This window comes from Henriciella sp., assembly GCF_029937755.1.
Taxonomy (GTDB): domain Bacteria; phylum Pseudomonadota; class Alphaproteobacteria; order Caulobacterales; family Hyphomonadaceae; genus Henriciella.
In genome coordinates this window covers 687,037-713,181 of the sequence record NZ_JAPYPG010000001.1, presented here as the reverse complement: position 1 = coordinate 713,181, position 26,145 = coordinate 687,037, and the positions used below count along the sequence as shown (strand labels likewise).

Sequence of the window (26,145 nt, the reverse complement as noted above, 5' to 3'; positions counted from 1 at the left end):
TTACGACTTCGCGCCCTGGGTCTTTGCGTCCTCGGATGTCTCTTTCGGTTCAGCGGTTTCGGCTGCCTTGGCCTGCGCTGTCGTTGGCTGCTGGTCCGGTGCGAAACTGATGATCGTCGCGCCTTCACCGCCCCGCGCCTCGCGGCTCGGACCCAGCAGGACGAGCGATGCATCGGGCCTTATCTCGGCGACCAGGTCGCCCTTCGGCCGCTCGGCGAGATACTGTTCGAGGGTGTACTTGTCGGTCAGCCGTGTGCGCGAGAAGGTCCAGCCGCGATATTGGTCGCGGATGAGGCCATCATAGGTGCGTCCACGCCGGATCAGCGTGCGCCCGCGCGCGGCAGAGCCCACTGACTTTTCATCCACTTCATCGCCTTCCGAAAGCGACAGCTGGTAGACGCGGTGACGCCCGACTTCCGGTGCGAACTGGTTGCAGACAAGCGCGTTGTGAGAGTCGTTGGTCGACAGCGCCACGACGGTCGCGAAACGGGCATGGTCCAGCTTGATCTCCGCATCCTCTGACAGGACTTCGCCGAGGAAAGTGTCGAGCCCGGCCTCACGCGCAGGCCTCAGACGGCGATAGTTGCTGTCGGCGACAATCACATCGATCTTGGATGCCTTGAGCGCCTTGGCGAATTCAATGCTCCACGAATTCGCGCCGACCAGCAGTACGCCGGGTTTCTCTGCCCGCGCGAGGCCTAGCCGCCTGGCGAGGGGGCCGATTGTAAAGCCATGCAGGACAACGGTGACGAACACCATGGCAAAGGCCAGCGGCACGATCTGGTCGGCCCCCGAGAAGTAGAACCGGCCTTCCCGCGACAGATCGACCAGCAGCGAGCCGAACAGGCCGGACACGGCGACGGCCACGATCCCGCGTGGCGCAATCCAGCCGAGCAGAAGGGCTTCCTTCCGGCTGAGCGTGCCGAAGGTCGCAACCCAGACGGCGAGCGGGCGCACGACGAAGAGCATCACGAGCAGGAAGAGCAGCGTGTTCATGTTGAGCGCCGACGCGATGATCTGTGGCGTCAGGTCTGCTGTCAGGATGACGAACACGCCCGAGACGAGCAGCACGGCGATGTCTTCCTTGAACTTCCGCAGTTCCGAAAGGTCGGCCAGCCGCGAGTTGGCGAGCGTCATGCCGTAGGCGGTCACGGCCACGAGGCCGGTTTCATGCTCGATCTCTTCAGCGATGGCGTAACAGAGGATGATCGAGGCAAAGATCAGCGGGGCCTTGAGGTATTCCGGCGTCCAGCCAGCCCGGAAGGCGCGTGACATGCCCAGTCCGAAGGCGATGCCAAGCAGGATGCCGAACCCCGCTGCGGCGAGAATCCAGATACCCGCGCCCAGCGTCGATTCGCCCTGTGAGGCCACGCGGATGATTTCATAGGCGGCCACGGCGAAAAGCGCGCCAATGGGATCGTTGACGATGCCTTCCCATTTCAGGAACTGGGCCGGACGGCCCGACAGCTTCGACTGCCTAAGAAGCGGCATGATCACGGTCGGTCCGGTAACCACCATGACGCCGGCGAAGACAATGGCGCTCGCCCAGTCGAGCCCGGCGGCGTAGCGGGCTGCTAGCGAGCCCAGGAACCAGGCCAGCGGCCCGCCGAAAAAGACCATTCGCCGGACGGCCGCGCCGGCATCGCGCAGGTTCTCGAATTTCAGGATAAGGCCGCCCTCGAACAGGATCACGGCCACCGATAGCGAAACGATCGGGCGAAGCAGGTCGCCGAATGTCTCTGACGGGTCGAGCATCGGGGTGCCGAAGATGACCTGCCAGAGCGGTCCTGCAGCGAGACCCGCCAGCGCCATCAGAACGATGGCCGGAGCCTGTAGCCGCCAGGCGAGCCATTGAGCGCCCAGCCCCAGCGCGCCAATCAGGGCGCAGGCAAAGATCAGGCTGTCGGAGCCTGCGGCAGCGAGGAGAACATTAAGGTCTGGCATCTGTTTCGGTGAGGCGAGCCGGGTCTAGGCTTTCGCGCTTTCGGCCTCGCGCGAGAAGTCAAAGCCAATCTCGCGGGTGCCGTATTCCCCTTGCTGATATTGATCGATCTTCGACTGGAACCAGTACAATACGTGCCCATACACATATTCGAACAGCGTAGTGGAGTCATCCTTCGTGAGCGGCAAGGTCAGTTTGAACGACTGTCCGCCCTGAATGTCCAGAATGAAATGGTCGCCAATTTTCTGGCATTGTGTGGTCACGCGGATCCAGTCGGTGCCATGCGTCACGCGCACGGCAAGGCCGAAAGCGATCGGTCCGAGCGGGCGAAAGCCGCGGGGCGGCATGGAAAACGCCTTGTCTCCATAGGGTTTGGGTTCGAATTCGCCATGCGGAGGGACCAGCTGGACGCAGATGCCATCCGGCGCATCAATGTAATCGCACAGCCCTGCGCGAACTTCTTCGGCAAGCTGGCGCACACGCGCATAATTCTCCGCAGCGAGCGCCTGATAGCTCTCGACGGTCGCGATCAGCTCGTCAAATCGCGTCATCCGGTGCTCCTCTGCCCTCCGGTCCGGCTAACACCTAGGCACGCCTCAGGTCAAAAACCAGCCATTACTGCTATTATTTTCAAAGGTTTCAGGCGGTCCGCCCACGCAGACGCGCCGGCAGGCTCTCGATGGTCGACAATGAGGCATCGATCTCTTCGATCGATGGACGCAGGTGCGCGGGCAGGCGGGCGCGGGCAAGTTCGACGGCTGTCATCGGCGCAATCCCGGCATCATGGGCTGCGATGAGCGTGCGGATCGTCTCCAGATACTGCATCTCCTCGTCGACGATCTGTCCGAAGCGGGCGGCAATCGGTCCGACCAGCCCATAGGCCAGAAACACGCCGAGGAAGGTGCCGAGAAGGGCGGCGGCGATCATCGGGCCAATCACCGCAGGTGACTGATCGATCGCACTCATCGTCTTGATGATGCCAAGTACGGCGGCAACGATGCCGAGTGCCGGCAGGGTGTCGGCCAGTGTGTTCAGTGCGGAAACGGCGCGGTGCCGGCCTTCCGCCGCCGTCGCGATCGCGTCGCGCATATGCGGCTCGACCGGGGCCTTGCCGCCCGGATTAAGCGCCATCAGGCGAAAACTCGTCACGATCATGGTGAGGGCGGTGTCATCGCCAAGCAGGCGCGGGCGGTTGGAAAAGACCGGCGAGGTGGCAGGTTCTTCGATGTCGGCCTCGATCGCCACGGCACCGCCACGGCGCGAGCGGCGCATCAGCTCATGCAGCCCCGTCAGCAGGTCACTATAATCCTCGCGCCGCCATTTCGGCCCGGTCATGGCCTTTACAATGCCGCCGGCAGCGGCCTTTGCGACCTGGGGGGAGTTGCCGATCAGGAGCGTGGCGACAGCGGCGCCGCCAATCAGCGCCAGCTCGAAAGGCAGCGCATCGACGATTGCCGGACTGCCGCTGAAGGCGAGCGCGCCGAGAACGACGACAAGTATGGTCAGCAATCCAAGAATCTGGGTCATGCGGGCTCCGGGTGGAAGGGTCGCCACCAGTCTTGCCTCACAGGGCTTTACATAGCGTTTCCAGCGCGCTGACGCGGCGACAGGACAATTCCGATGCTTGATCTTTCTCCGGCCCGGGCCGATGAGGAAGTAATGGCGCCGCAGAAAACTCCCGACCTTGGACATGACAGACCAGACCGGCGGGGAGCGTTCCGGCTGCTCTTCTTTGCGCTTCTCGCCGTCGGGGCTGGCAATACGATGCTGGTCAGCGCCATCCTGCCGCCACTCTCGCGCGAGATTGGCCTTCCAGACTGGATGGCTGGCGCGATCTTCTCCCTTTCCGCTGCGATGTGGGCGATCACGTCCTCCTTCTGGGGCCGCAAGAGTAATGACTGGGGGCGCCGTCCCGTCGCGGCGCTCGGCATGCTGGGATTTTCGGTGTCCATGCTGCTCTTCGGCACCTTCGCCTCGCTTGCCATGGCCGGCTATATCGAAGGGGCCATCATCATCTTCGTCTGCCTGCTCTGCTCGCGCACGCTGTTCGGACTGATCGGGTCGGGCACGAACCCGGCGGCCCAAGCTTATGTGGCCGATCGCACAGCCCGGGACAAACGCACCGAAGAGATCGCGTCGCTGACCTCAGGTTTCAGCTTCGGGGCCGTCTCGGGCCCGGCCTTCGCGGCGGCCATCGGGGCGGTGTTCGGACTTCTGACGCCGGTCTTCATCATCAGCGCGGTCGCTGCGCTGATGTCCTTCCTGATCTTCACGAAGCTGCCGGAGAAGAATCCGCCGAAACGCGAAGTCGGCCTGCCCAGGAAAGATGGCAAGCGGGAAGGCGACGGTCTGTGGCGCGATCCGCGCGTGCTGCCCTTCCTCATCTTCGCGATCCTGCTCTCGATCGTGACCGGCGTCCTGACGCAGACCTTCGCTTTTGCCATCATGGACAAGATTGATGTCGACGGGGCGGAAGCCATGCAGTTCACCGGTCCGGCCTATACGGTTGGCGCTGCCGGAACGCTCATCTCACAGCTTGTCCTCATTCCGCGCCTCAAATTGACCAATCGCGAGCTGATGATCGCCGGAGCGCTGACGCTCTCGGTTGGTGCTTTCCTGATTGTCCCGACGCGGGAGTTTGCCGTGCTGGTGCTGGCGCAATTCTTTGTCGGTATTGGCCAGGGGCTGGCACGGCCGGGTTTTTCAAGCGGGGCGTCGCTCGCTGTTGGCTCGAGCCTGCAGGGCAATGTTGCAGGCCTCGTGATTTCCGCAAACGGAATGGGCTTCATCGTCAGCCCGTTCTTTGGGCCGTGGATGTATGAGAACGTCCACCCCTACGCCCCTTTCATTGGCGCGGGCGTGATGCTGCTCTTCATGGCGGTCTTCGCCCGGAAGGTCTTCCCGGCCAATCAGGTCATGGATGACGATCCGGACGAACCACCGGAGATTTACGACTAGCTGCCAGCCGCCGCGAGCACCGCCTCCAGCGCCGGCTTGGAGGCATAGCCATCGGCGACCATGCCGCGATCCTTCTGGAAAGCCTGCAGGGCCGCTTTCGTACCGCTCCCGGCAATGCCGTCGACCGGACCTGCGCTGTAGCCAAGGTCGTTCAGCGTCTGCTGCAGCGTCATCACCTCGCGGTTGGTCAGGCGCGGAATATCGGTTGGCCATGCAGCCACCGGCCCATACTTGCCTTGAAGGCCATCCGTCAGCAGGCCGACGGCAAGCGCGTAGGAATTGGCATTGTTATAGGTCTTGAAGACGTCGAAATTCTTGAACAGCAGGTATTTCGGGCCTGTGGCGCCGGCCGGCAGCCAGAGTTCGGCATAGGTCGCATCGTCGACGCCAAAGCTGCCGCCTCGGATCGGCGACAGGCCGAGGGACCGCCAGGTCGCCATGCGCCGGTCATTCCCATCGGCATAGGACCAGTCGAAGTTCGAGGGTGCGAGCACCTCGATGCCCCATGGTTCACCCATCTGGTAGCCGGAGGCGGAGAGGTAGTGTGCCGCCGAGGCAAGGGCGTCGGGCGCGTAGTTCCAGATATTCGCGTGGCCGTCGCCATCATAATCCTGCGCATAGGCGAGATAGGTGGTCGGCATGAACTGCGTCTGACCCATCGCGCCTGCCCAGCCCGAACCGAGTTGTTCGCGGTCGGCAAAGCCATTTTCGACGATCTTCATGAGGGCCAGCAGCTGCCCCTCGGCAAAGCTGCGGCGGCGGCCTTCCACGGCCATGTTGGAGAGCGTGTTGGCGGCATCGTAATTGCCGATATAGGAGCCGTAATTGGTCTCCATCGCCCAGATGGCGCTGATTGCCTCGCGGTCGACACCATAGGTCTGTTCCAGCACGTCGAAGACCGCGTCGTATTCAGCCAGCTTCTCGGCTCCTGTCTCGAAGCGGTATGTCGTGACGGCGGTCCGCAGATAATCCCAGATCGCCTTGGCGAATTCTGCCTGGTCAGCAATCCCGGTACTCGCCACGTTCACGTCTTCACTGAGGTAAAGGTCGAGCGGGCTGATCCCTTCGAGGATTGCGTAGACAACCGCCGGATTACGGCCTTGGGCCTCGGCACGGGCAGTGAAGTCTTCGCGCCAGATGTCCATGTCGCGGTTGCCTGAGGGCGTGTAGGTGCCGGTCGCCCCGCTGAAGGCCACGCCCGGGGTTCCCACCGGATCACCTGGCTGCGGACCTGCCGCCGGCGGGGGAGAGGAAGGCGGCGGTGTTGCGGGAATGCTGCCGGTGTCAGTACCGGGGGTTCCGGGGTTGGATGGCGAAGCTTGCGGCGTTGCGGCACATGCGCCGATCAGCGCGCTTAGCGCGGCGGCCATGGCCCAGCGTCGCGGCATGGAGGGGGATTTCGTCATCTCGCTAGTGATCCTTTACCGTTCTGGTGTGTCTGCAGCGTTGACTCTGCGGGGGCGTTTGAGTATCTCGGCGCCTTTCGAGTTTCCAGGACATCGCAGGGCCAGCCCCATGAAAGTTAAATCATCTCTCAAAGCCCTGAAGACGCGCCACCGCGATTGCAAGGTCGTGCGCCGTCGGGGCCGTGTGTACGTCATCAACAAGACCGACCCCCGCTTTAAAGCAAAACAGGGTTAAGCAGAAGATGAATGCAATCGGTCCAGGGAGAATTCCCTGTGTCTGATCGCATCGTCCTGTTTGATTTGGGCAATGTTGTGGTGGATTGGCAACCAGTCCGCCTGTACCGGAAGTTTTTCGGGACCGAGGAAGACGCGCAGCGCTTCGTCGATCAGGTTTGCACGCTTGCCTGGCATGTCGAGCATGACAAGGGCGTGCCGATGGCCGAGAACGCGGCCGCGCTCAAGGCCCTCTATCCCCAGTTTTCTCCTGAAATCGATGCCTGGCGCACGCGCTGGTTCGAGATGTTCGATGGCTATGTCGGTGGCACGGACGCCTTGATTGAGCGCCTGCATGCAGCGGGGCATCCGCTTTATGGCCTTTCCAACATGCCCGCCGAAGTGTGGCCCGAGACGATCGAGCGCTTCCCGGCGATCAAGCGACTGCGCGATGTGGTCGTTTCCGGCGAGGAGGGTGTGGTGAAGCCCGATCCCGCCATCTATGAAATTGCGCTTGCACGCATGGGCCAGCCAGACCCGGCCAGGGTCTTCTTCACCGATGACAGTCTCAGGAATGTCCGCGCCGCGGCGGAGCTCGGTTTCGATGCGCACCATTTCCAGGGCGCCGATGATCTCGAACATGCGCTGGTGTCGCGGGGGCTTCTCTGACGACGCGCCGCGACATCGCCGCATTCGGGCCTTGCCGCAGCCCCTGATAGCCTCATACTTATCCTCATGTTTCAGGCCATCGCCCTTGCCAGCGTCATCTTCGTTGCCGGTCCAGGCTATGGACCGTCGGACGAGATGTTCGAGGAGCTGAAAAAAGCCCCCACCGAAGAGGAAGCAACCAGCGTCGCGCTCGATATCTGGGCGGCGTGGATGGAGAGCGGTTCGGCGGCAGCCGATCTAGTCATGGAGCGGGCTGTCACCGCACAGTCCACCGGGGACCTGGAGCTTGCCCGCGAACTCTATGACCGTGTCATCGCGATCCAGCCAGACTATGCGGAAGCTTACAATCGCCGTGCCTCTGTCTTCCTGATCGAGGATAAGATGGCCGAAGCGCTGCGCGATGTGAACGAGGCGCTCAGACTGGAGCCGCGCCATTTCGGGGCATGGATGGGTCTTGGCCGTGTCCTCGAACAGCTTGGGGCTCGGGATGAAGCGCTGGTCGCCTACAAGGAGGCGCTGAACGTTCATCCGACGCTTGGCCCTGCCAAATCGGCAGTTGCCCGGCTCGAAAAGGAACAGACCGGGCAGGGGCTTTGAAACTGGTAACGCTTGTCATCTTCATCCTGCTGACCGCAGGTGTCACCAGTGCGTGCGTTCACAGCGCGATCTATACCGAGCGAGCCGAGGACCGTTGGCCCGCTATTGGCACAAAGGTCGATGTGAATGGCAAGGATGTTCACGTCATCCGCGAAGGCGATCAGGGGCCTGTTGTCCTCATGATCCACGGTGCCTCCGCCAATGCGCGCGAATTCACGACGACGCTGTCCCCACGGCTGGATGACAACTTCCGGATCCTGATGGCCGACCGTCCCGGCCATGGCTATTCCGCCCGGCCGGATGATGGCGAAGCGCTCGGCGTTCAGGCCGCACAGATGGCTGGCGCGCTCAAGGCACTGGCGCCGGGTGAGCAAGCGGTCGTGGTTGGCCATTCCTTTGGCGGGGCTGTCGCCCTGAGGCTGGCGCTGGACCATCCGGAGCTTGTCAAAGGGCTCGTCCTGCTCGCCCCTGTGACGCATGACTGGGGCAGTGGCGGTGTGACCTGGTACAATCAGGCTGCAGGGCCGCCAATTGTCGGCCCGCTCTTCTCGCAACTCGCCCCGATTGCAGGCCCGGCGCAGGTGAAGGCGAACATCGATGACGTCTTCAACCCGAATGATGCGCCGGACGATTATTATGCGGAGAGTGGCATTGGCTTGCTCTTCCGGCCGCCTGTCTTCCGCGCAAATGCGCAGGATGTGAATGCCCTGAAGGATGAGCTCGCCGCGCAGCAGGGCCGGTATCCGACCATCGATGTCCCGGTCATCCTGTTTTCAGGCGCTGAGGACACGGTGATCAATCCGACGCTGCATGCCGGCAAGATCAAGCACCAGATCGAGAACTTCACGCTCGTGCCGCTGGCCGATAGCGGCCACATGCCCCATCACGATTACGGGGCAGAGGTGGCCGAGGCGATCCGCAAGCTGGCTCGCGAAACAGCCGATCAGTCTTCGTAGGCTACCAGTCCGCTGGCGCGGCCCATGATGTGGAAGATTTCGTGCTGCTCGATCACGCCGCGTACCAGTTCGGCGCCGGGGCCGCTGGCGAAGACCGGAACATCTTCACCGGCATGCGTCTCTGACCCCTGGAAGACCAGCGCCTGCTGGTGGAAGTCCTTGTCGGTCGTGTCGACACTGGTGAGGTCTTCGCGTGCGCAGTCCTCCTCGCCGGGCTTGCAGCCCGTCACGCCATTGGCATAGCCGAGCGTGGTGTAGGGTTTGCCATCCTCGGCGCGCGCCAGACCACCGGGGCCGTAGGCGACCTTGCCGAGAATGTCGTTTCCGCGCGCCGGATACCCGGCAATCGTCATGGTGTGGGAATGGTCGGCGGTAACGATGATCAGGGTTTCCTCGTCATCCGTCAGCTCGAGCGCAGCGGCGACCGCCTCATCCAGCGCAGCCGTGTCGCCGAGGGCGCGGGCCGCATTCGTCGCATGGTGACCATGGTCGATCCGCCCGCCTTCGACCAGCAGGACATAGCCCTCCTCGTTGCGTGACAGGCGCGTGACCGCCGCGCGGGTCAGCTCGGCAAGCGAAGGCTCTCCGGCCTCATCTTCGGTGCGGTCGAGCGCATAGTTCATGTGTGACGGCTCAAAGAGGCCGAGCACTTTGACATCGCTGTCGAAGTCCGTCGCGTCGAAACCGGCCTGGTCGTAGATGAAGGTGTGCGCGTCTGACTTGGCGCGCCAGTCATCAGTGAGGTTCTGGTCATCCACCCGGCGCCCGGCGGGCTCTCCGGTTTCCGGATCCATGATGCTAGCCGGCATGAAGGGCCCGCGCCCGCCGCCAAGGACAATCTCGAAGCCATCGCCGGCGGGCCAGTCGATCAGCTGGCGGGCAATATCCTTGCAGCCGCTGTCGCCGAGTTCCGTGTCGTCTTCCCAGTTGCGGCTGGCGGATTCGGCATAGGTGGCAGCCGGTGTCGCATGTGTGATACGGGCTGTGGATACGATGCCGGTCGACAGGCCGGCGGCTTCGGCCAGTTCGAACAGGCTGTCGGTGCTCTGCCCTTCGGCTGAGGCGCAATTGCCGTAGGCCACACCGGACCGCAGGCCCAGAGTCCGGGACCCTGTCTTGACGCCCGAGAGCATGGCCGTCGCTGTCGAGGCGCTGTCGGCGACCTGTGCATCATGGCTGTAGGTCTTGGAGAAGGCGGACCAGGGGAGCGTTTCCATGGTCAGGCGGTAGCTCTCGCCATCAAGGCCCTTCTGTTGGCCGGCATAGATCCGCCCGGCGGTAACAGTCGAGACGCCCATGCCGTCGCCGACGAAGAGGATCACATTCTTCGCTTTTGGAGCAAAGTCGGCTCCGGCGCGCTCTGCCACGCTCGTGGCAGCGGCGGTGTAATAGCTGTCACCGGCCTGCTGGGGCACGGCAGCGCTGCTGCGCTTCAAAGTGACCTGCGACATCGCCTCGGAGGTTTCTGCCTCAACGGCGCTTGCGGGTGCAGCGGATGGCGCCTCCACCGCAGCGGTGGCACAGGCTGTCAGCGCCAGAGCGCTGGAAAGTAAGAAAAAGTGAGCACGCATGGGAATCCCCCGGTCTTTTGAGTTTGGGACGTTTATTCGGCGCTTCTAACCGCCTCTTGTAACTCTTTTGCTGCAGGCCTGACTTTCCGCCGCCGAATTCCGCGTTGCGACAGCCAGATGCCCAGCAGGATAAGCGCGGCACCACTGCCCTGTATGCCAGTGAGAGGCTCGTCGAAAAGCTGCCAGGATATTGCCGCGGCGACAACGGGCTGGATAAGAACGACGATGCCGGCCACCGCTGCGGGTGTACGTCCGAGCCCTGCGATAATCAGGCCCTGCCCACCCACCTGCGCGGCAAGCGCGAGGAAGAGCGGTGCGGCGAACCCGGCAAGCGTGGCCGGGAAGAAGCGCTCGCCAGCGGCGAGCACGACAAGAGCGGCGACTCCGGCTTCGACCACGGTCAGCCAGAAGATGACATCCATCGCGCCGAGCCGGTTACGGGAGAGTTTTGAGCAGAGCATGTAGCCGGCGACGAGAAAGGCGGCGCCAACGGCGAGCAGGTCACCACGAATGTCGCCCTTGCCATCGGCCCCGCCGCCAAGCGACAGGGCGGCCGCGCCACACACTGCGACGAAGACAGCGACAAACCAGATCGGTTTCGGCTTCTCTTTCAGGAACAGCCAGGCCGCGAACCCCACGCAGACATTGCCCATGTTCACGATAAATGTGGCGTTTGCGACGGTGGTGAGCGTCAGGCCCCAGTGCCAGAGGGCGATGTCCAGCGCAAAAAACGTCCCGGCGAGCACGATATAGCGGTTGATCCGTGCGGGCATGCGCCGCTCGATTGCGACCAGAAGGACGAACAGGACGGGGATGGCGAAGACATAGCGCCAGAAGGCGATGGCCTGCGGCCCCAGCGTATCGAGCCCGTATCGCAGGCCGATCGGGGCAAGACCGATGCAGAAACCGCCTGCAAGCAGGAGAAGCGGTCCGACCCATGCGCGGGGCGGCGGGAGATGCAGGTCAGTTTCGGTCATTTAAACTCCAGCCAGGCGGCGCACCTGCTGGGGCGATAGACCGTCTTCCCTGAGACTCGCAAGGCTTCGTGATGCAAAACGCTTTGCCAGCCGCTTGCCGTCAGGGCCCTTGACCAGGGCGTGATGCGTGTAGACCGGCGTTGGCCAGCCCATCAGCGCCTGCAGCAGGACGTGAATGTGGGCGGCGTCCTCAAGGTCTTCTCCGCGGATGACATGCGTGATGCCCTGCAGCGCATCGTCATGGGTCGCTGCGACGTGATAGGCGGTCGGGGAATCCTTGCGGGTGAGATTGATGTCGCCGTGGAGATCGGGCCGTGCCTTGATGATCTCATGATGGCCCTCAGGCGTCACGAAGTCGAAGGCGAGCTGGTGAAAGCTGGGGCCGAGATAGTCACGGCATTTGTCCAGCGAGAGCCGCCATGTGAAAGGCGCAGCATCGCTCAGGCGGCGGGATTCCTCGTCCGGATCAAGGGCAGCGCCCTTAAAGGGCGCGCCGGGCGGGAGGCCCTGGGCGGCCTGTTCCTGAGCGATATCACTGCGTGACCGGAAGCAGCGATAGGTCAGCCCGAGCCCGGTAAGATGCTCGACCACTTTTTCGTATTCGTCGAAATGCTCCGACTGGATGCGGACGGGGCCATCCCATTCGAAACCGAGCCAGGCGAGATCCTCAAGGATGGCCTCAGTGTACTCTGGCTTGCAGCGCCCCAGATCAATGTCTTCGATCCTGAGCAGCACCTTGCCACCGGCGCGCCTTGCCGCGTCCCAGACATGGAAGGCAGACGCCGCATGGCCGAGATGCAGGAAGCCCGTCGGAGAGGGCGCAAAGCGGGTCACGAAATCAGACACGCTACCCGCTTAGCAAAAGCCTTACGCGCTGACACCTGTCGGCATCGGGCAGGAGACGCCTGTGCCGCCAATCCCGCAATAGCCATTCGGGTTCTTGGCGAGATATTGCTGGTGGTAATCCTCAGCATGATAGAATTTGTCGAGCATGCCGATCTCGGTCGTGATATCGCCACGGCCGGCCTCTATGAGCGCCTTGTTGTAGATGTCGCGCGTTGAGGCCGCGATCTTCAGTTGCTCTTCATTCGTCACGAAGATGGCCGAGCGATATTGTGTGCCGACATCATTGCCCTGGCGCATGCCCTGGGTCGGGTCATGACCTTCCCAGAAAGCCTTGAGGATATCGCCTGTCGTAACCTTTGCGGGGTCATAGATGACGCGCACAACTTCCGTGTGGCCCGTCAGGCCTGTGCAGGTTTCCTCATAGGTCGGGTTCGGCGTTTCGCCGCCAGCATAGCCGGCCTGGGTCAGCCAGACGCCGTCCATCTGCCAGAAGATGCGCTCGACACCCCAGAAACAGCCCATGCCGAGAACAATTTCCTCGAAGCCTTCGGGCTTTTCCGCGTCCAGCGGGCGGCCATTCACAAAGTGGACGTCTGCCGTCGGAATAGGCGTGTCGCGACCGGGCAGGGCCTCGCCCTTGGAGGGCAGTTTGGCGGGCTTTTTTGAGAAGAACATGAGGGTCGTCCTTTCATCGTTTCCGACCCCGATATGGGGCGACTGCAGCTGATTAACAATCACGGGCTTGCGGGAACATGCATCCTTCCGATATAGACCCCCACTTCTAGGGAGAGGTGGCCGAGTGGTTGAAGGCGCACGCCTGGAACGCGTGTATACGGGCAACCGTATCCAGGGTTCGAATCCCTGTCTCTCCGCCATCATTTCCATCAACCAGCCTGACCCCGAATGCAGCGAGCCGCTAGGCTCGCGCGCTGATTGGCCCGCGCAATTCCTCGCCAGGCTGCGGACACGCGGTTGAAATCGGGAACTGGGCTAGCACCTGCCGCGTCTGATCCATGCAAGACGGGCGGGCAAGCGTCACCATAGCCCCCTGTTCAATCGAAGACAGGCAGGCGATGTTCGAGTTCATAAGCAAGAATGCTTCGGCAATCAGCGCGATCGCCAATGTGATCATGGTGATGGTCTGGATTACGTATCTCCAGCTGCTTCTGAACGGCATCCTCCGGCAGCGGCGCTCAAGCCTGATCATCTCGTGCTCGGTCAGCACCGACAACACACCGACCTGCTTCGTCTCGAACATGAGCGAAGGCCGGTTTCACATCCAGAATATCGACGGAACGATCGAGCTTGATGGCGAGGCGTATGGCGGTGACATCACAGAGCCGATCGCCAACAGTCACGAACAGTCCTTCCAGCGGCCGCTTGCAGATGGTGAAAGTCTTGAGCTTGGGACCTTTCGGGACCTTCTCGACCGCGTGGTGGCGGCGCAGAAGGGAAATCTTGAGTCCGATCTGCTCCAGCGGTATGGCACCCTCGATTTCTACATCACGATTGTTGGCATCCACGGGGCGAGCCGAAAGGCCGTCGCGGCAAGACGTGCTTTCCGGCTGCGTTCGGAGGGCGGGAACCTGATAGCGTCAGGCCTCTTGCGTCACACCGAGCAATATCGCTGGGGGCCCAGACGCCGCAGGATCGTCGAAAAGCACCAGGTTATAAACTAGGCTTCGGAAGACGCCCGCACAGAGCGGATGGTTTCCGCAGAAGTGGGCAAATATTCGAAACGTCCCTGACGTCCTGCCACTTCAAGTCCGGCATCCGAAACCTGCTTTATGAGCGCGTCGCGCCGGCGCGCTGAGCCCTGATCGTAAATGGGGTAGGCAAAGTCGGTATGGCGGTGGCCGAGAAGCTCCAGCTCACCGTCGAAAAGGCCGAAGGCGCGTGCCGTGCCGCGGAAATCGTCAAACAGGGCTTCCGGGCTCTCATCCGGGTCATCGGCGGTGATCTCGACCGACAGATACTCCCAGTCATCGACCGGTCCGTAATAATCCGAGTGCATGGTCAGCCGCTTCCAGCGCCCGGCGCGGTGGAAGTTGTAGAGGATGAGCGAGTCGAAGCCGCGCTTGCCGCGAAACTGGCAGAAGAGCGAATGCAGGCCCTTGGAGCGCGGCTCGTCTGTGGTTTTGCAGCCTGTGAGGCTGGCGGCGCGCACAAGGGGAAGCGTGCTGATGATGCGCCCGGCCGCAATGCTCTCGCCATTAACGCGTAGCTTCTCTCCCTCTTCAGCCTCGCCCACCCAGTCGAGCTTGGCGCCGAAAAGGGTTTTTACCCCCATGCCGTGCAGCTGGCCGACGGCGGCGTCATAATACGCGCTGAAGCCGGTCTTCGGGCGGGCAACGCAAAGCTCACTCCCAAGGTGCTGCTTCTTGGCGAATACCTTCCGGAAGGTCCGCGAAGCCAGACGAGAGAGGCTGGCGGTATATTCCACCGGGCGCATGCGTGTCTTGGCAAAGTCGTAACTGATGGACTCGGCAGGTAGGCCGTAAAAGCGCTTCACATAGTTCAGTATGCCGCTCTCCTGCATCAGGCGGTCACCGAGATAGTATTCAAGGAATGCAAGCGCGCTTTCTCGCGATTGCCCCTTCAGGCGGGCGCTGATGATATCGGACACCATCGCGGCCTGCGCTTTGAGGGGGTGGCCGAAAAAATCGGCGCGCATGTCGACGGGGTAGCGGGCGACCCGGCCAGTTGGTGTGACGCGCTGAAGCGACCAGTCGACCGGGACGACAAGTTCCGACAGGGCCGGAAACATCTGGAACTGCGGATAACCCGTCCAGAAGAAGATTGCCCCGATATCGAAAGAGCGGCCCGAAATCTCCACGGAAACATGATTGCCGCCCGGTGCGTCATACTCATCAACCAGCAGGACCGACTGGCCGGCTTTGGCAAGGTCATGAGACAAGGTGAGACCGGAAATCCCGGCACCAAGCACGACGGTATCAAATCGCTCCGGCACGGATACAGGTTTTGTAACTTCAGGTTTATGTGGTTCCAGCATTCTGCGCCCGCCCTTCAATTGGAACATGGTCGCTCAATCCGGCGCGAATGTCCCCCGTTATCCCCCCGCGCGGGATTATCCGGCCGGTCTTTCAACCCGTTGGGATATTTATGGTCAAATCTGTCACACTGCCGTCCAGATTGAATGCAAAATGGGCGCAGAAAGGTTGTGAAGGTATTAAATATTCGTAAAATTTGCTAATAGCCGGAACTTCTGAGGCATAAGTAGATTGATCATCGGGTTTTCCGGGGGGCGCATTCCAAAAATGTCCCAAAGTTCGAAAAGTGCATTTTCATCCGATGCACCGGCTTTCATGCCGGGGGCTGCGCTCGAGCCCATGATTGCGGGACGCCCGGCCCTGGGCGGCCCGCCCGCAGCCTCAACGCAGGCGATCACGGTGGATGTGTTCGATACTTTGCTGTTGCGCCGCCCGACCAGCCAGAAAGGCCGCAGATGGCAACTTGCCATGCGGTTGTCGGCTCTGGCGGCCAAGAAATTTCCCGAGCGGCATTTTGAGCCGGTCCAGTTCTACTACACGCGCGAACGTTGCGAAATTCTGGCCTTCAAAGCGCAGGAATCTCATGGCACGGAAGATGAGGTCAGGCATGCCGATGTCCTGAGCGATCAGGCTGATCTGCTTGGCCTCCCGCAAGATTTCGTTGCGGCGATGCAACGTACCGAGCGGGAGCTGGAACTCGATTTCCTTCGCCCGAACAAGACCTTGCTGGATATGCTGGCACAGGCCCGTGCCAGCGGCATTGCGACCTTTGCCATTAGCGACACAATTCTTTCCGCCGAGGACGTCACATGGCTCATCGAGCGCACGTGTGGCGTCATTCCCGTCGACAGGGTCTACACGTCTGCGGACATGCGCTGTTCAAAACGTGTGGGTGGCCTTTTCAAGACAGTTCTTGCCGCCGAGAATCTTACGCCCCGCGCCGTGCTGCATATCGGTGACGACGCTGACGCCGACCATTTCCGGGCGAAAGAGGCGGGCATTGTGGCAATGCACGTGCCGCGGCGAAAAGCCTTCATATACCGGCGCAAGCTGAACGCGCTGCGCCATAGTATCAGCCATTATCTCAGGAAGGCGCCCAACAGCCCGCCGAGTGGAAGCCGCCCGACACAATATGCCGTGGATACGCGTCAGGGGTTCGGTCGGTACGTGCTCGGGCCCATGGTGACCGAGTATACTATGATGGCGGATGTCTATCTGCGGACGGTTGCGCGGCAGGGCGGGGGCACAGCGCTCTTCTGCTCCCGAGGCGGCCTGCTGATGAAAACTGCGATTGAGCGTTACTATCAGGCGGTTGGACGCAAGCCCCCTGTGCCCCTGAAGTCGTTCATGGTCTCCAGGCTTGTGGCCACGCGGCTGTGCCTCCAGCACCGTCCAACCGTTGCCTTCGATGAGATTACGCGTGAGTTCAAGGATTCCACCATGGCGCAGGCGATGGAATCCATCGTTGGCGAACCTGTTGCGTTCAGTCAGGTCTGGGACAAGCCGGTTACGCGCGATCAGCTGCATATCTTTCTAGCTTCAGAAGATGGCGCCCATTTCCTTCGGCTTATCAAAGACCAGAATGAGCTGTTTGACCGGCATATCGAAGAGTGTGTTGGAGAAAGCCGGCGAGTTGTTCTTGTCGATACCGGGCTGTTCGGCAGTACCCTGCAGATGCTGCAATACGCCCGCCCCGACATCCAGTGGGAATGCCTGTTGCTTGCGCGGTCCAATTATAAGGGACTGCCTACGCCGCACTTCGACAAGGTCACGGCTGTGTGGACGCAGCGCAATGGCTACTCCCCGTTCCATCCGCGCTCAAGCGTGTTGAGGTATTGGCAGTTTATCGAGGCGCTTTTTGAGCCGGAGCTGCAAAGCGTCAAGACATTCCAGGCAAAGCGTGACCGGGTTGTCAGCAATCTCGAGCGCCCTGGGTGGCAGCGTTTCGTGGAGAGCCCGCAAAGCGAGCTCTTCGGAGGCGTCCTGTCCTATCTGGACGACATGTCGGCCGACCGTGTGGAGGAGCATTATGATGCGCTCAACACAGCATGGCGGCTCTTCTCTGATGCGGTCCGCTTCCCGGGTCTGAAGACACGTGAACTTCTCGAGGTTGGGGACAGGTCGCGCGACTATGGGCGGGACGCTACAGTTTCCGCTGCGAATGGCGGTGCCCGGCCAACGCTGGCCGACCGGTTCCGCAAGCTCAAATCCTCGATCTGGCGCGCCGGATCCGCGGTCGACCTGTTTCCGGTCTCGCATCCAGCCGTTCAGTTTTCGCTAGAGATCGCTTATTGGGGGCTGTGGATCCGAAAACGGCTCCTGGGTTAAGCGTCCAGGAAAACGGCCTGCGTCCCCATCAGGCCCAATGATCATCTTTGGCTGGGTATCTTGTCCTGCCGGGCAAGAGCTTCGCCGGCCAGGCGGGCGAGAACGTTGATCATGCGTGCATCGCTGAAGGGCTTGGCAAGAATCTCCACATCACGCAAATCCTCCGGCAAGGCTTCACGGCCATAGCCGGTGGAAAACGCGAAGGGGATTTTGCGGTCGGCTAGCGTCCTGGCAATGTGGTCGACTTTCTGTCCGTGCAGGTTTGCGTCCAGCAGGGCAAGATCAGGGGTCATGCGCTCAAGAATGTCTTCCGCTTCGCCGATAGTGGATGCCAGCCCCACGATGACAAAGCCGAGCTGTTCGAGCTTCAGCTCGAGGTCCATCGCAACGATCGCCTCATCCTCGACCAACAGTATATTCAGTCCATCGAAAGCCGAGAGCGGGGCGGGCGGCATACTGTTTTCCTGAATCGTCTCATCAAGCGGCTTTTCCGGCGTGATATCTTCTTCGTCGGAGACAAGAAATTCGATCGTCGCCTTGATTCCTTCCGGCAGGTATTCGATCGAAGCTTCTCCTCCGCTGGCTTTCAGCGACTTCCTGATAAGCTGTGTTCCGAAACCTGTTTTCTCTGGTGCGCTTATGCCTGTCAGGCCCAATTCCTGCCAGGTCAGCACTATGGCATCCTTGGTGCCGGGTTTGAGCTGCCAGTGGATAAGTATCCGTCCTTGCGGCCTGGAGAGGGCGCCGTACTTGCGGGCGTTGGTTGTAAGTTCGTGGAGGATGAGAGCAAGGTGTGTAACAAGCGTGCCCCGTATCGTCACCTCCGGACCGGACATGGACAGTGGGAGGCCAGCGTCCGCATCGCTGGAGAGCTGTGAGCCTATAAGTTCGCGCAGCTGTATTCCCTGCATTCTTTCGCGAACAAGCAGGTCGTGAGCCCGTGAGAGGGCTTGCAGACGGCCGTCGAACGTCGCGATGAAATTTGCAGGGCTGGTCGCGTGCGCGAATGACTGGTGGGCGACCGACTGGACGATTGCCAGCGTGTTTTTGACCCGGTGATTGAGCTCATCCATGAGCAGCTTCTGGAGTTTTTCCGCCCGTTTGCGTTCGGTGACATCGCGGGCGACCTTGGATGCGCCGACAATCTCACCCTCGCGGTTCCTCAGGGGAGAAACTGTGAGCGAGATGTCGATACGCCGGCCATCCTTGGCGACGCGGATCGTATCGAAATGTTCGATACGCTCGCCACGCCGGAGTTTGGCGAGAATCTCTGTCTCTTCGTTGTGCAGGTCCGGCGGAATGAGGCGTGTGATCGGCTGGCCGATAATCTCGTCCGCCGTGTAGCCGAAGATCTTCTCTGCCCCCGCATTCCAAGTGCGAACGACACCGTCCAGCGATTTGCTGATAATCGCATCTTGCGATGATGAAACAATGGAAGCGAGACGCTCCAGCTCAATATCGTGCGTATTACTTTCGCCCACTCTGTCCCTCATCCTCCTGCAGCGCGTCGAGCGTAACCGGCATAAACGCGCCCGGTCCAAGTCTGTTCCCCCGGAGTAGGGCAAATACTATATGGCCGCCCACTTTCCAGCAGGCGGCCATAGCGTTTCAGCGTCCTTGCTCTGTCAGGAACACTGATCAGGGTTTGTCGTAGGTCATGATGCCCCAGGACAGCCATCCGGAATTGCCGCCATCGACCCAGGCGCCAAGCCCCGCGATCATGCGATCGGCATAGTCATCCGAGACAACGCCTTTCAGCTCGTCACGCCGGGAGGTCAGCTCTTCGCGCACACGGCCATAATGGGTTGGCAGCATCTCTGGCAGGATTTTTTTCGGTCCCGGTACAAGCCCGGCTTTCTCGGCGGCTTCGTCATAGAAGTCGACCGAGCCGAGGCTGGACAGGTGAATCCGGTCATAGATCGGCTGCAGCTTGTCTGCCGGGGCATCCGAGGTTTGCAGGATGTCGGTGAAGATCAGCCGCCCACCCGGTTTCAGGATGCGCTCACACTCCTCGATGATGCGCTGGCGGTCAGCCCCGTGCAGGAAGCTGTCCTGGCTCCAGACCACATCGAACGCCTCGTCCTTCGCCGGGACGTCATCGAACGAGCCATGCAGCACGTCGATCCTGTCAGTGAGGCCGGCCGCTTCATTCTTGTCGCGATTGATGCGGTTCTGCGTTTCGGAGATGTTGACGCAGACGACTTCCTTCGCGCCGGCCTCCGTGACCAGATAGCGTGCCGAGCCACCATAGCCTGCGCCGAGATCCACGATCCGCGCGGCCTTGCCCGCCGGACCCATCATCTCCGCCATGGTCGCGACTGTGCGGCGGCTGGCCGGAGCGATGGCTTCGCCGGGTGTCTGATACAGGCCGACATGGATGTCCTCGCCGCCCCAGATCGTGAAATAGAAGCGGTCAGCGTCATCGCTGTCATAATAGTCTTCTGCGACAGCGACGTCTTCTGCTCTGGACTCAGCCTTCATCGCGTTTCTCCGCAATATGGATGAAGAAGTCCGGATCATTCTCCTCAAACTCAGACTGGAAGTCGCCATAGGTGTGGATCTTCTCGAAGCCGGCTTCCTTCAGCAGCTTCTGCACATAACGGCGCCGCAGCGGAAACATGTTGAGATTGTAGGTCGAGCCATCCGGGAAGCTGTAGCGGAAGCGGGCGAGGCCTTCATCGATATATTCGGGCTCGGCCACGATATCCTTGCCGCAGTAATAATATTTGTGCTTGGGCTTTGACGCGGCCTCATTGTCGAGCAGCAGGTCGTAGTTGCGCTGGTCGAGGATCAGGATGCCGTCATGCTTCAGCGCGGCATAGAATTCGGCCAGCGCCTTGCGGCGGTCCATCTCGTCATGGATGTGCGTGAATGAGTTACCAAGGCAGATGATCGCGTCGAACTTGCCCTTGATGTCCTTGTTGAGCCAGCGCCAGTCTGCCTGACAGGTCTTCAGGACCTGGCCGCGCTTGCCCGCATTCTCGAAGGCCTTCATGAGCATTTCGGCACTGCCATCGACGCTGGTCACGTCAAAGCCTTCCTCCATCAGCCGGCAGGAGTGGAAGCCGGTGCCGGTGGCGACGTCGAGCACAGTGTGCTTGCCACGCCCGCGCAGGATGTCCACGAAAAACTGGCCTTCGCCTTCCGCGCGGGAGTCCCAGTCGATCAGGGAGTCCCACTTGTCGACGAAGCCTTCAATATATTCTTCGCGATAGGTGTCGGTCTCGCGCACGGCGAGCGGGTCCTCTCCGTAATTCTGTATGGTCTTTGATGACGTTTCAGAGCTGGGCGCAGATGACATGATCGCTCCTCCTCGCATTTGAGTTTTCGGGGTGAGGCGGGGCCGCTGATCGGTCAACCAGCTGCCTGAGCAGTTCTACCGGCTGCATGCCTCACGGGCTATAATACTTTAAGAGCCGCGCCTTGCGCGGAAGGCGGTCTTCAATGCCGCGATGGTGACGTCTCAAATATAGGCCTACACGTCAAAGTATTTCAGGCCCGCTTAGCGAGCATCAGGGCCAGAAAATTCGCGTTCTGCGTGCATGTCTTGGGAGCGGGAATTAATCAAGGTTAGAAATAATGTATTAAAACAAGCTATTGTGCGCGCGGCGAAATCTGCGCGGCGGGCGCCCAGTGTGCCCCGAAAAAAATCGAGAATTTTTCGTGTCAAAGCATTCTTGCGCATGGATTGGGCAATTCTGGTGTTCAGAAGGCAGGATTCGACACCTGCTACACCTACTTTCTGACTGGCTCACGCGCCAGCCCAAGCTCGGCAAGCACCTCTTCCGTATGCTCTCCGACCCGCGGGGCGGGGCGGATATCGCGCGGCGCCATGCCGGAGAACTTTACCGGGGGCTGCACTTCCCAATAGCCGCCCTCGCTGGGGTGCTCGCGGCGCTGGAAGAAGTTGACGGCTTTCAGGTGGGGGTCATCCTGCACCTCCGAGATGTCGGTTGCATTCGCAGCAGGAATGTCGGCATCGCTCAGCATTTTGAGAAGCTCTTCGGTCGTGAAGTTCACGAAATGCGCCTGAACGCGCGACATCATGTAGGCATGGTTGAAGAAGCGCCCCCGATAGTCGGAGATGCGCTCATCCTCGAGTTCTTCCGGCGCACCGATGACATCGAACAGCGTTACCCAGCGATGGTCGACATAGGGCGCAATGACGATCCACCCATCCTGGGTGCGAACCGGTTGGCGAGAGGAGTCGACCTGGCGCTGATAACAGTGCGGGCCAATGGGCGGATCGAAAGCGGCTTCGTAGAAGTGTTCCTCGAAGAGGAAGCTGGTCACGCACTCCAGCATGGGCACCTCGACATGCACAGCCTCACCGGTCCGGTCGCGATGATGCAGCGCAGCCAGCGTTGCGTGCACGGCGTGCAGGCCGGAAACCTTGTCGGCAAAAGCCGTCGGCAGGAAGCGCGGGGCCTCGTTCCCGTCCACGCGCGGCAGCAGGCTGGTGGCGCCCGATAGCGCCTGGATCAGATCGTCATAGGCGGGCCGGCCCGAATAGGGCCCGTCTGAGCCGAAGCCCAGACAGTGAACATAGACAATGTCCGGCTTGATCGCCTTGACCTCTTCAAACGTCAGGCCAAGCCGTTTGACCGCGTCTGGCCGGATATTGTGAATGAAGACATCGCTTTGCTGGATCAGTTTGCGGATGGCGGCCATGCCGGCGTCCGATTTCAGATCCCAGACGACCGACCGCTTGCCGCGATTGATCGTCAGGTGGCAGGGGCCCATCCCCTTGTTGTTCGCCGGCTTGCCGACATTACGGAAATCATCGCCACCCTTCGGCTCGAGCTTGACGACATCGGCGCCCATGTCGGCAAGCGTCTGCGTACAATAGGGGCCGAAGATCACCGTCGTCATGTCGGCGATGCGGATGTCGGACAAGAGGTCTGTCGCGGGCATTAACGTCTCCCATTCCTTTTCTCCTTCTATCCAACACGCAAGGCGGGTTCGTAAATGCCCGGTCTGGTCCTGTCGCAAGGTCAGGGTCGGTCAAGTCAGAGCCGTCCCCGTCACCGGAAGACGTGAAAATCGCGAATAAACCGCCGTTTCAACGCCCGGGTCCGCCTCTTTCAAACGTCACATTCAACGCCCGCTCCCACGAAGGGGAGCAATAACCATCAGTGTCAGGCCCAGGTGCCCGTCCATGGTGGGCGAGCGTCATAACCAGAAGAAAGAAATGCAATGAGACTCCCAGAACAGTCGGCCCGGCCTGCTGGCTTCCCGGCCTTGCCGGCCATCGTCACTCACGCTTTCAACATCACAATACCGGTCCTTTACGCGATCATCTTCGCGACGCCGGTCATCGGCATGATCGCGGCGATCGAGCCGGTCCTGTGATGCGGCGAGCACTTCCATAGAGGCGTGCGGCACCCCCGCACGTCTCCCTTCATTCAAAGGACCAGAGCCATGAGCTGCCTCAAAAACCGTCTACCGAACCAGAGCGACCGAATCTTCCTCACCGATGGTGGGCTGGAAACAGACATGATCTTCAACAAGGGCTTCGAATTGCCAGCCTTTGCCTCGCACACGCTGCTGGCTTCGGCGACGGGCCGACGGGCTTTGCGGGCGTATTTCGTCTCGCATCTGGAGCTTGCCGCGGAAGTCGGCGCAGGCTTCATTCTCGACACGGCAACCTGGCGCGCCCAGCGCGAATTCGCCGATGCACTGAAGACGTCTCCGGGCGCCTTGCGTGAGGCCAATGAACAGGCGGCCGCTTTCGCTGCGCGCCTTCGGTCCGATTATGACAACGCGGCGTCCCCGGTCCTCGTGAACGGCGTAGTCGGCCCGTGCGGCGATGGTTATGCCCCGGATCGTATTCCGACCCGTGAAGAGGCTGAGGCCTATCATGGCGAGCAAATCCGCTGGCTTGCTGATGCCGGCGTAGATTTCGTCTCGGCAATTACCTTCACAAACACGCCCGAAGCGGTCGGCTTCGTTCGCGCGGCACAAGGAGTGGACGTTCCGGCGGTTGTTTCCTTCACCGTTGAGACGGATGGCCGCCTGCCAAGTGGTCAGGCGCTGGACGAAGCGATTGACCAGGTGGACGCCGAAACCGGGGCGGCGCCGGTCTATTTCATGATTAACTGCGCCCACCCAACACATATCCTGCCGGCGCTCGATGGTGGAGACTGGCAACAGCGGCTTTATGGGGTGCGGTGCAATGCCTCGAAGCTGAGCCATGCCGAACTTGATGCCTGCGCCGAACTCGATTGCGGGAACCCCGTCGAGCTTGCAGAGGACTACCTCCGCCTGCTCGATGTCCTGCCCCATGCGAATGTCTTTGGGGGCTGTTGTGGCTCGGATCTTCGCCACATACAGGCTATCGCCAGCCAGCTAATGAAGCGGGTGCCGAGCGTGCCTGCCTGACGGGCCTCGGAGGTCGTCCCGACGCGACAATAGAGACCTCATTGCTTCGGTTCTGCGCGAACATAAATGTTGATCGGCTCAAACGTTTTCTGGGAAAAAACGACCTTGAGGATGAAGGTGGCCGACCGAGCAGGCGTGCCTCAAACGACTGATCCACTTGACCCGCGCCCGACGAGTCGTCACGAGCTTTGCTCATGGCGAGAGTGAAGATCTGTGGCGTGCGGGATGAGCACATGGTGCGGACTGTGGCGAGAGCCGGGGCGGACTGGGTTGGCTTCGTGCTCGCGCCGAAAAGTCCCCGCTACATCGTCCGCCATGGTGAACCGTTATCCGAGCGTTTGATCGATCTTCTCACCGTCGCGGCAGAGGCGGACATTCGTTCGGCTGTGCTGGTCGTGAACCCCGAGATCGAGTGGTTGCACGGGCTGACGAATGCCGTGCTGCCCGATGTTATCCAGCTCCATGGGAACGAAACGCCGGCGTTCGTGGCCGAGCTGCGCGAGGCTGTGCCGCGAAATACTGAAATATGGAAGGCCGTGGGTGTGGCCGGCCCGTCCGATCTCGAGGCGGCATCGGCCCATACCGCAGCTGACCGGCTGCTGATTGATGCCCGCCCGCCTGAAGGGGCGGACCGGACCGGCGGTCATGGCCAGACATTCGACTGGTCGATCCTTGAAACCTGGCATGCCCCGAAGCCCTGGCTTCTTGCCGGTGGTCTGACGCCCGACAATGTCGCTGACGCGATCCAGCGCACGCAGGCCGACGCCGTCGATGTGTCATCCGGCGTGGAGCGTGTGCAGGGCGAAAAAGATGTGGGTCTCGTGCGGGCTTTTATCGAGGCTGCCAGAGGCGCCGCCGCCAACGCTTGAAGCAATCGGGCCGATCAGGCAACGCGCCGCAGCCTCATGCCCTTGCGCGGGCAGGGCTTCCGTCGCATGTACCCGGCTGAAGCCGCGAGAGATAGACGATGACCAAGCTCAACACCTGGGACCAGTGGCCGGATGAAAAGGGCCGCTTTGGCGAATTCGGCGGGCGCTACGTCGCCGAGACGCTGATGCCGCTCATCCTGGAGCTTGAGGATGAGTTCCGCGCGGCCAAGAAGGACCCGGCCTTCACCGCCGAGATGGACGATTTCTGGACCCATTATGTGGGCCGCCCCTCGCCGCTCTACCATGCCGAGCGGATGACCGAGCACTTCGGCGGACCGAAAATCTACTTCAAGCGCGACGAGCTCAATCATACCGGCTCGCACAAGATCAATAACTGCCTTGGTCAGATCCTGCTCGCCCGGCGCATGGGCAAGACCCGGATCATCGCCGAGACCGGGGCTGGCCAGCATGGCGTGGCGACCGCGACCGTCTGCGCGCGCTTCGGCCTGCCATGTACGGTCTTCATGGGCGAGACCGATGTGAAGCGCCAGAAGCCGAACGTCTTCCGGATGAAGCTGCTGGGCGCAGAGATCGTGCCCGTGTCGTCGGGGACCGGAACGCTCAAGGACGCGATGAATGAGGCGTTGCGTGACTGGGTCACGAACGTCCATGACACCTTCTATGTCATCGGGACCGCTGCCGGACCGCACCCCTATCCGGAGCTGGTCCGTGACTTTCAGTCCGTCATCGGCAAGGAAGCCCGCCGCCAGATCCTGGAGCGGGAAGACCGCCTGCCGGACGCCGTCATGGCGTGCATTGGCGGCGGCTCGAATGCCATCGGCCTGTTCCATCCGTTCATCGAGGATGAGGGTGTGCGCCTGATCGGCGTGGAAGCCTCCGGACACGGCATCGAGACGGGCGAGCATGCCGCCGCGCTCAATGGCGGACAGCCCGGCATCCTGCACGGAAACAAGACCTATCTCCTGCAGACCGATGATGGGCAGATCATCGATGCGCATTCCATATCGGCCGGCCTCGACTATCCCGGCATCGGGCCTGAGCACGCCTTCCTGCGCGATACCGGCCGGGCGGAATACCTGACCTGTACCGACAAGGAGGCGCTCGAGGCCTTCCAGCTCTGCACACGGCTTGAGGGGATTATCCCGGCGCTGGAGCCGGCCCATGCCATCGCGCGGCTTGGCGATGTCTGCGAGACCATCGGCAAGGACGGCCTGCTGATCATGAATCTCTGCGGGCGCGGCGACAAGGATATCTTCTCCGTCGCGGAGCATCTGGGGATGGAGATTTGAAATACTCGCCTGGTGAAACAGCGCTTACTATCGTCCAATCCGCGGCACTGGTTGCGATGTTCACGCCCGGAGCGATTTTTTTGGGGACGAAGAGCGATGGCGGTCTGCCGG

General features: G+C 61.4%; 24 protein-coding genes and 1 tRNA gene. 12 read left to right on the top strand and 13 right to left on the bottom strand.

Features of this window, described 5'->3' with window-relative positions:
- The 3 genes from Q1K29_RS03515 to Q1K29_RS03505 form a co-directional block, all read right to left on the bottom strand.
- Positions 1 to 1,944, bottom strand: a complete 1,944-nt coding sequence (locus Q1K29_RS03515; RefSeq protein WP_300391565.1) for a sodium:proton antiporter — start codon at positions 1,942 to 1,944, stop codon at positions 1 to 3.
- Positions 1,945 to 1,968: 24 nt separating this feature from the next.
- Positions 1,969 to 2,493, bottom strand: a complete 525-nt coding sequence (locus tag Q1K29_RS03510) for a hypothetical protein (RefSeq protein ID WP_300391564.1) — start codon at positions 2,491 to 2,493, stop codon at positions 1,969 to 1,971.
- An 88-nt stretch (positions 2,494 to 2,581) separates the two neighbouring features.
- Complete coding sequence (locus Q1K29_RS03505; RefSeq protein ID WP_300391563.1) at positions 2,582 to 3,469, bottom strand: motility-associated protein; 888 nt, start codon at positions 3,467 to 3,469, stop codon at positions 2,582 to 2,584.
- Positions 3,470 to 3,562: 93 nt separating this feature from the next.
- On the opposite strand from Q1K29_RS03505, the gene Q1K29_RS03500 reads away from it, so the two are divergent.
- A complete protein-coding gene (locus Q1K29_RS03500; RefSeq protein WP_300391562.1) occupies positions 3,563 to 4,900 on the top strand; it encodes an MFS transporter in 1,338 nt (445 codons plus the stop codon).
- Here Q1K29_RS03500 and Q1K29_RS03495 read toward each other — a convergent pair.
- Complete coding sequence (locus tag Q1K29_RS03495) at positions 4,897 to 6,306, bottom strand: lytic murein transglycosylase (RefSeq protein WP_300391561.1); 1,410 nt, start codon at positions 6,304 to 6,306, stop codon at positions 4,897 to 4,899. The genes Q1K29_RS03500 and Q1K29_RS03495 overlap by 4 nt on opposite strands.
- A gap of 109 nt (positions 6,307 to 6,415) precedes the next feature.
- Between Q1K29_RS03495 and ykgO the strand changes: the two genes are divergently transcribed.
- From ykgO to Q1K29_RS03475, 4 genes are all read left to right on the top strand, one after another.
- Positions 6,416 to 6,541, top strand: coding sequence for a type B 50S ribosomal protein L36 (gene ykgO, locus Q1K29_RS03490; protein ID WP_084396372.1), 126 nt, complete (start codon positions 6,416 to 6,418; stop codon positions 6,539 to 6,541).
- 38 nt (positions 6,542 to 6,579) lie between these two features.
- On the top strand, positions 6,580 to 7,188 hold the full coding sequence (locus tag Q1K29_RS03485; RefSeq protein WP_300391560.1) for an HAD-IA family hydrolase: 609 nt from the start codon (positions 6,580 to 6,582) through the stop codon (positions 7,186 to 7,188).
- Between the two features lie 66 nt (positions 7,189 to 7,254).
- Positions 7,255 to 7,785: a tetratricopeptide repeat protein gene (locus tag Q1K29_RS03480; RefSeq protein WP_300391559.1), complete on the top strand. Its 531-nt coding sequence runs from the start codon at positions 7,255 to 7,257 to the stop codon at positions 7,783 to 7,785.
- The gene (locus Q1K29_RS03475) at positions 7,782 to 8,741 is read left to right on the top strand and encodes an alpha/beta hydrolase (protein ID WP_300391558.1); all 960 of its coding nucleotides are present in this window, start codon (positions 7,782 to 7,784) and stop codon (positions 8,739 to 8,741) included. The genes Q1K29_RS03480 and Q1K29_RS03475 overlap by 4 nt, the downstream gene beginning before the upstream one ends.
- Here Q1K29_RS03475 and Q1K29_RS03470 read toward each other — a convergent pair.
- The 4 genes from Q1K29_RS03470 to msrA are packed head-to-tail and all read right to left on the bottom strand — an operon-like array spanning position 8,729 to position 12,810.
- Positions 8,729 to 10,312, bottom strand: coding sequence for an alkaline phosphatase (locus Q1K29_RS03470; protein ID WP_300391557.1), 1,584 nt, complete (start codon positions 10,310 to 10,312; stop codon positions 8,729 to 8,731). The genes Q1K29_RS03475 and Q1K29_RS03470 overlap by 13 nt on opposite strands.
- Positions 10,313 to 10,344: 32 nt before the next feature.
- The gene (locus tag Q1K29_RS03465) at positions 10,345 to 11,289 is read right to left on the bottom strand and encodes a DMT family transporter (protein ID WP_300391556.1); all 945 of its coding nucleotides are present in this window, start codon (positions 11,287 to 11,289) and stop codon (positions 10,345 to 10,347) included.
- The gene (gene gluQRS / locus Q1K29_RS03460; RefSeq protein ID WP_300391555.1) at positions 11,290 to 12,135 is read right to left on the bottom strand and encodes a tRNA glutamyl-Q(34) synthetase GluQRS; all 846 of its coding nucleotides are present in this window, start codon (positions 12,133 to 12,135) and stop codon (positions 11,290 to 11,292) included. It abuts the gene before it with no gap.
- Between the two features lie 21 nt (positions 12,136 to 12,156).
- Entirely contained in the window at positions 12,157 to 12,810 is a 654-nt protein-coding gene (msrA, locus tag Q1K29_RS03455) for a peptide-methionine (S)-S-oxide reductase MsrA (protein WP_300391554.1), read from the bottom strand.
- Between the two features lie 110 nt (positions 12,811 to 12,920).
- Here msrA and Q1K29_RS03450 point away from each other — a divergent pair.
- A tRNA-Ser gene (locus Q1K29_RS03450) sits at positions 12,921 to 13,010 on the top strand.
- 198 nt (positions 13,011 to 13,208) lie between these two features.
- Entirely contained in the window at positions 13,209 to 13,814 is a 606-nt protein-coding gene (locus Q1K29_RS03445) for a hypothetical protein (RefSeq protein ID WP_300391553.1), read from the top strand.
- Here Q1K29_RS03445 and Q1K29_RS03440 read toward each other — a convergent pair.
- Positions 13,811 to 15,148, bottom strand: coding sequence for an NAD(P)-binding protein (locus Q1K29_RS03440; RefSeq protein WP_300391552.1), 1,338 nt, complete (start codon positions 15,146 to 15,148; stop codon positions 13,811 to 13,813). The two genes, Q1K29_RS03445 and Q1K29_RS03440, sit on opposite strands and share 4 nt — an antisense overlap.
- 265 nt (positions 15,149 to 15,413) lie before the next feature.
- Between Q1K29_RS03440 and Q1K29_RS03435 the strand changes: the two genes are divergently transcribed.
- Positions 15,414 to 17,474 (top strand): hypothetical protein, encoded by a 2,061-nt coding sequence (locus Q1K29_RS03435; protein WP_300391551.1) that lies wholly within the window; start codon positions 15,414 to 15,416, stop codon positions 17,472 to 17,474.
- A gap of 41 nt (positions 17,475 to 17,515) precedes the next feature.
- On the opposite strand, the gene Q1K29_RS03430 is transcribed toward Q1K29_RS03435, so the two are convergent.
- The 4 genes from Q1K29_RS03430 to Q1K29_RS03415 all read right to left on the bottom strand — a co-directional run bounded on the left by Q1K29_RS03430 (position 17,516) and on the right by Q1K29_RS03415 (position 22,388).
- A complete protein-coding gene (locus Q1K29_RS03430; protein WP_300391550.1) occupies positions 17,516 to 18,955 on the bottom strand; it encodes a PAS domain S-box protein in 1,440 nt (479 codons plus the stop codon).
- Between the two features lie 157 nt (positions 18,956 to 19,112).
- Positions 19,113 to 19,955 carry a class I SAM-dependent methyltransferase gene (locus Q1K29_RS03425; RefSeq protein ID WP_300391549.1) on the bottom strand — a complete coding sequence of 281 codons (843 nt, stop codon included), beginning with the start codon at positions 19,953 to 19,955 and terminating at the stop codon, positions 19,113 to 19,115.
- Positions 19,945 to 20,775 (bottom strand): class I SAM-dependent methyltransferase, encoded by an 831-nt coding sequence (locus tag Q1K29_RS03420; RefSeq protein WP_300391548.1) that lies wholly within the window; start codon positions 20,773 to 20,775, stop codon positions 19,945 to 19,947. The genes Q1K29_RS03425 and Q1K29_RS03420 overlap by 11 nt, the downstream gene beginning before the upstream one ends.
- Before the next feature lie 434 nt (positions 20,776 to 21,209).
- On the bottom strand, positions 21,210 to 22,388 hold the full coding sequence (locus Q1K29_RS03415; RefSeq protein WP_300391547.1) for a CoA transferase: 1,179 nt from the start codon (positions 22,386 to 22,388) through the stop codon (positions 21,210 to 21,212).
- Between the two features lie 282 nt (positions 22,389 to 22,670).
- Here Q1K29_RS03415 and Q1K29_RS03410 point away from each other — a divergent pair, with 282 nt between their 5' ends.
- From Q1K29_RS03410 to trpB, 4 genes are all read left to right on the top strand, one after another.
- Entirely contained in the window at positions 22,671 to 22,826 is a 156-nt protein-coding gene (locus tag Q1K29_RS03410) for a hypothetical protein (protein ID WP_300391546.1), read from the top strand.
- A 69-nt stretch (positions 22,827 to 22,895) separates the two neighbouring features.
- Positions 22,896 to 23,855 carry a homocysteine S-methyltransferase family protein gene (locus Q1K29_RS03405; protein WP_300391545.1) on the top strand — a complete coding sequence of 320 codons (960 nt, stop codon included), beginning with the start codon at positions 22,896 to 22,898 and terminating at the stop codon, positions 23,853 to 23,855.
- 194 nt (positions 23,856 to 24,049) lie between these two features.
- Positions 24,050 to 24,724, top strand: coding sequence for a phosphoribosylanthranilate isomerase (locus Q1K29_RS03400; protein WP_300391544.1), 675 nt, complete (start codon positions 24,050 to 24,052; stop codon positions 24,722 to 24,724).
- 98 nt (positions 24,725 to 24,822) lie between these two features.
- Complete coding sequence (trpB, locus tag Q1K29_RS03395; RefSeq protein WP_300391543.1) at positions 24,823 to 26,034, top strand: tryptophan synthase subunit beta; 1,212 nt, start codon at positions 24,823 to 24,825, stop codon at positions 26,032 to 26,034.
- Positions 26,035 to 26,145 lie beyond the last annotated feature (111 nt).

Excerpts from the sequence above, each read along its gene's own strand:
- Q1K29_RS03515 (WP_300391565.1), bottom strand. The coding sequence starts at position 1,944 with ATGCCAGACCTTAATGTTCTCCTCGCTGCCGCAGGCTCCGACAGCCTG.
- Q1K29_RS03510 (WP_300391564.1), bottom strand. The coding sequence starts at position 2,493 with ATGACGCGATTTGACGAGCTGATCGCGACCGTCGAGAGCTATCAGGCG.
- Q1K29_RS03505 (WP_300391563.1), bottom strand. The coding sequence starts at position 3,469 with ATGACCCAGATTCTTGGATTGCTGACCATACTTGTCGTCGTTCTCGGC.
- Q1K29_RS03500 (WP_300391562.1), top strand. The coding sequence starts at position 3,563 with ATGCTTGATCTTTCTCCGGCCCGGGCCGATGAGGAAGTAATGGCGCCG.
- Q1K29_RS03495 (WP_300391561.1), bottom strand. The coding sequence starts at position 6,306 with ATGACGAAATCCCCCTCCATGCCGCGACGCTGGGCCATGGCCGCCGCG.
- ykgO (WP_084396372.1), top strand. The coding sequence starts at position 6,416 with ATGAAAGTTAAATCATCTCTCAAAGCCCTGAAGACGCGCCACCGCGAT.
- Q1K29_RS03480 (WP_300391559.1), top strand. The coding sequence starts at position 7,255 with ATGTTTCAGGCCATCGCCCTTGCCAGCGTCATCTTCGTTGCCGGTCCA.
- Q1K29_RS03470 (WP_300391557.1), bottom strand. The coding sequence starts at position 10,312 with ATGCGTGCTCACTTTTTCTTACTTTCCAGCGCTCTGGCGCTGACAGCC.
- Q1K29_RS03465 (WP_300391556.1), bottom strand. The coding sequence starts at position 11,289 with ATGACCGAAACTGACCTGCATCTCCCGCCGCCCCGCGCATGGGTCGGA.
- msrA (WP_300391554.1), bottom strand. The coding sequence starts at position 12,810 with ATGTTCTTCTCAAAAAAGCCCGCCAAACTGCCCTCCAAGGGCGAGGCC.
- Q1K29_RS03445 (WP_300391553.1), top strand. The coding sequence starts at position 13,209 with ATGTTCGAGTTCATAAGCAAGAATGCTTCGGCAATCAGCGCGATCGCC.
- Q1K29_RS03440 (WP_300391552.1), bottom strand. The coding sequence starts at position 15,148 with ATGCTGGAACCACATAAACCTGAAGTTACAAAACCTGTATCCGTGCCG.
- Q1K29_RS03435 (WP_300391551.1), top strand. The coding sequence starts at position 15,414 with ATGTCCCAAAGTTCGAAAAGTGCATTTTCATCCGATGCACCGGCTTTC.
- Q1K29_RS03425 (WP_300391549.1), bottom strand. The coding sequence starts at position 19,955 with ATGAAGGCTGAGTCCAGAGCAGAAGACGTCGCTGTCGCAGAAGACTAT.
- Q1K29_RS03420 (WP_300391548.1), bottom strand. The coding sequence starts at position 20,775 with ATGTCATCTGCGCCCAGCTCTGAAACGTCATCAAAGACCATACAGAAT.
- Q1K29_RS03415 (WP_300391547.1), bottom strand. The coding sequence starts at position 22,388 with ATGCCCGCGACAGACCTCTTGTCCGACATCCGCATCGCCGACATGACG.
- Q1K29_RS03410 (WP_300391546.1), top strand. The coding sequence starts at position 22,671 with ATGAGACTCCCAGAACAGTCGGCCCGGCCTGCTGGCTTCCCGGCCTTG.
- Q1K29_RS03405 (WP_300391545.1), top strand. The coding sequence starts at position 22,896 with ATGAGCTGCCTCAAAAACCGTCTACCGAACCAGAGCGACCGAATCTTC.
- Q1K29_RS03400 (WP_300391544.1), top strand. The coding sequence starts at position 24,050 with ATGGCGAGAGTGAAGATCTGTGGCGTGCGGGATGAGCACATGGTGCGG.
- trpB (WP_300391543.1), top strand. The coding sequence starts at position 24,823 with ATGACCAAGCTCAACACCTGGGACCAGTGGCCGGATGAAAAGGGCCGC.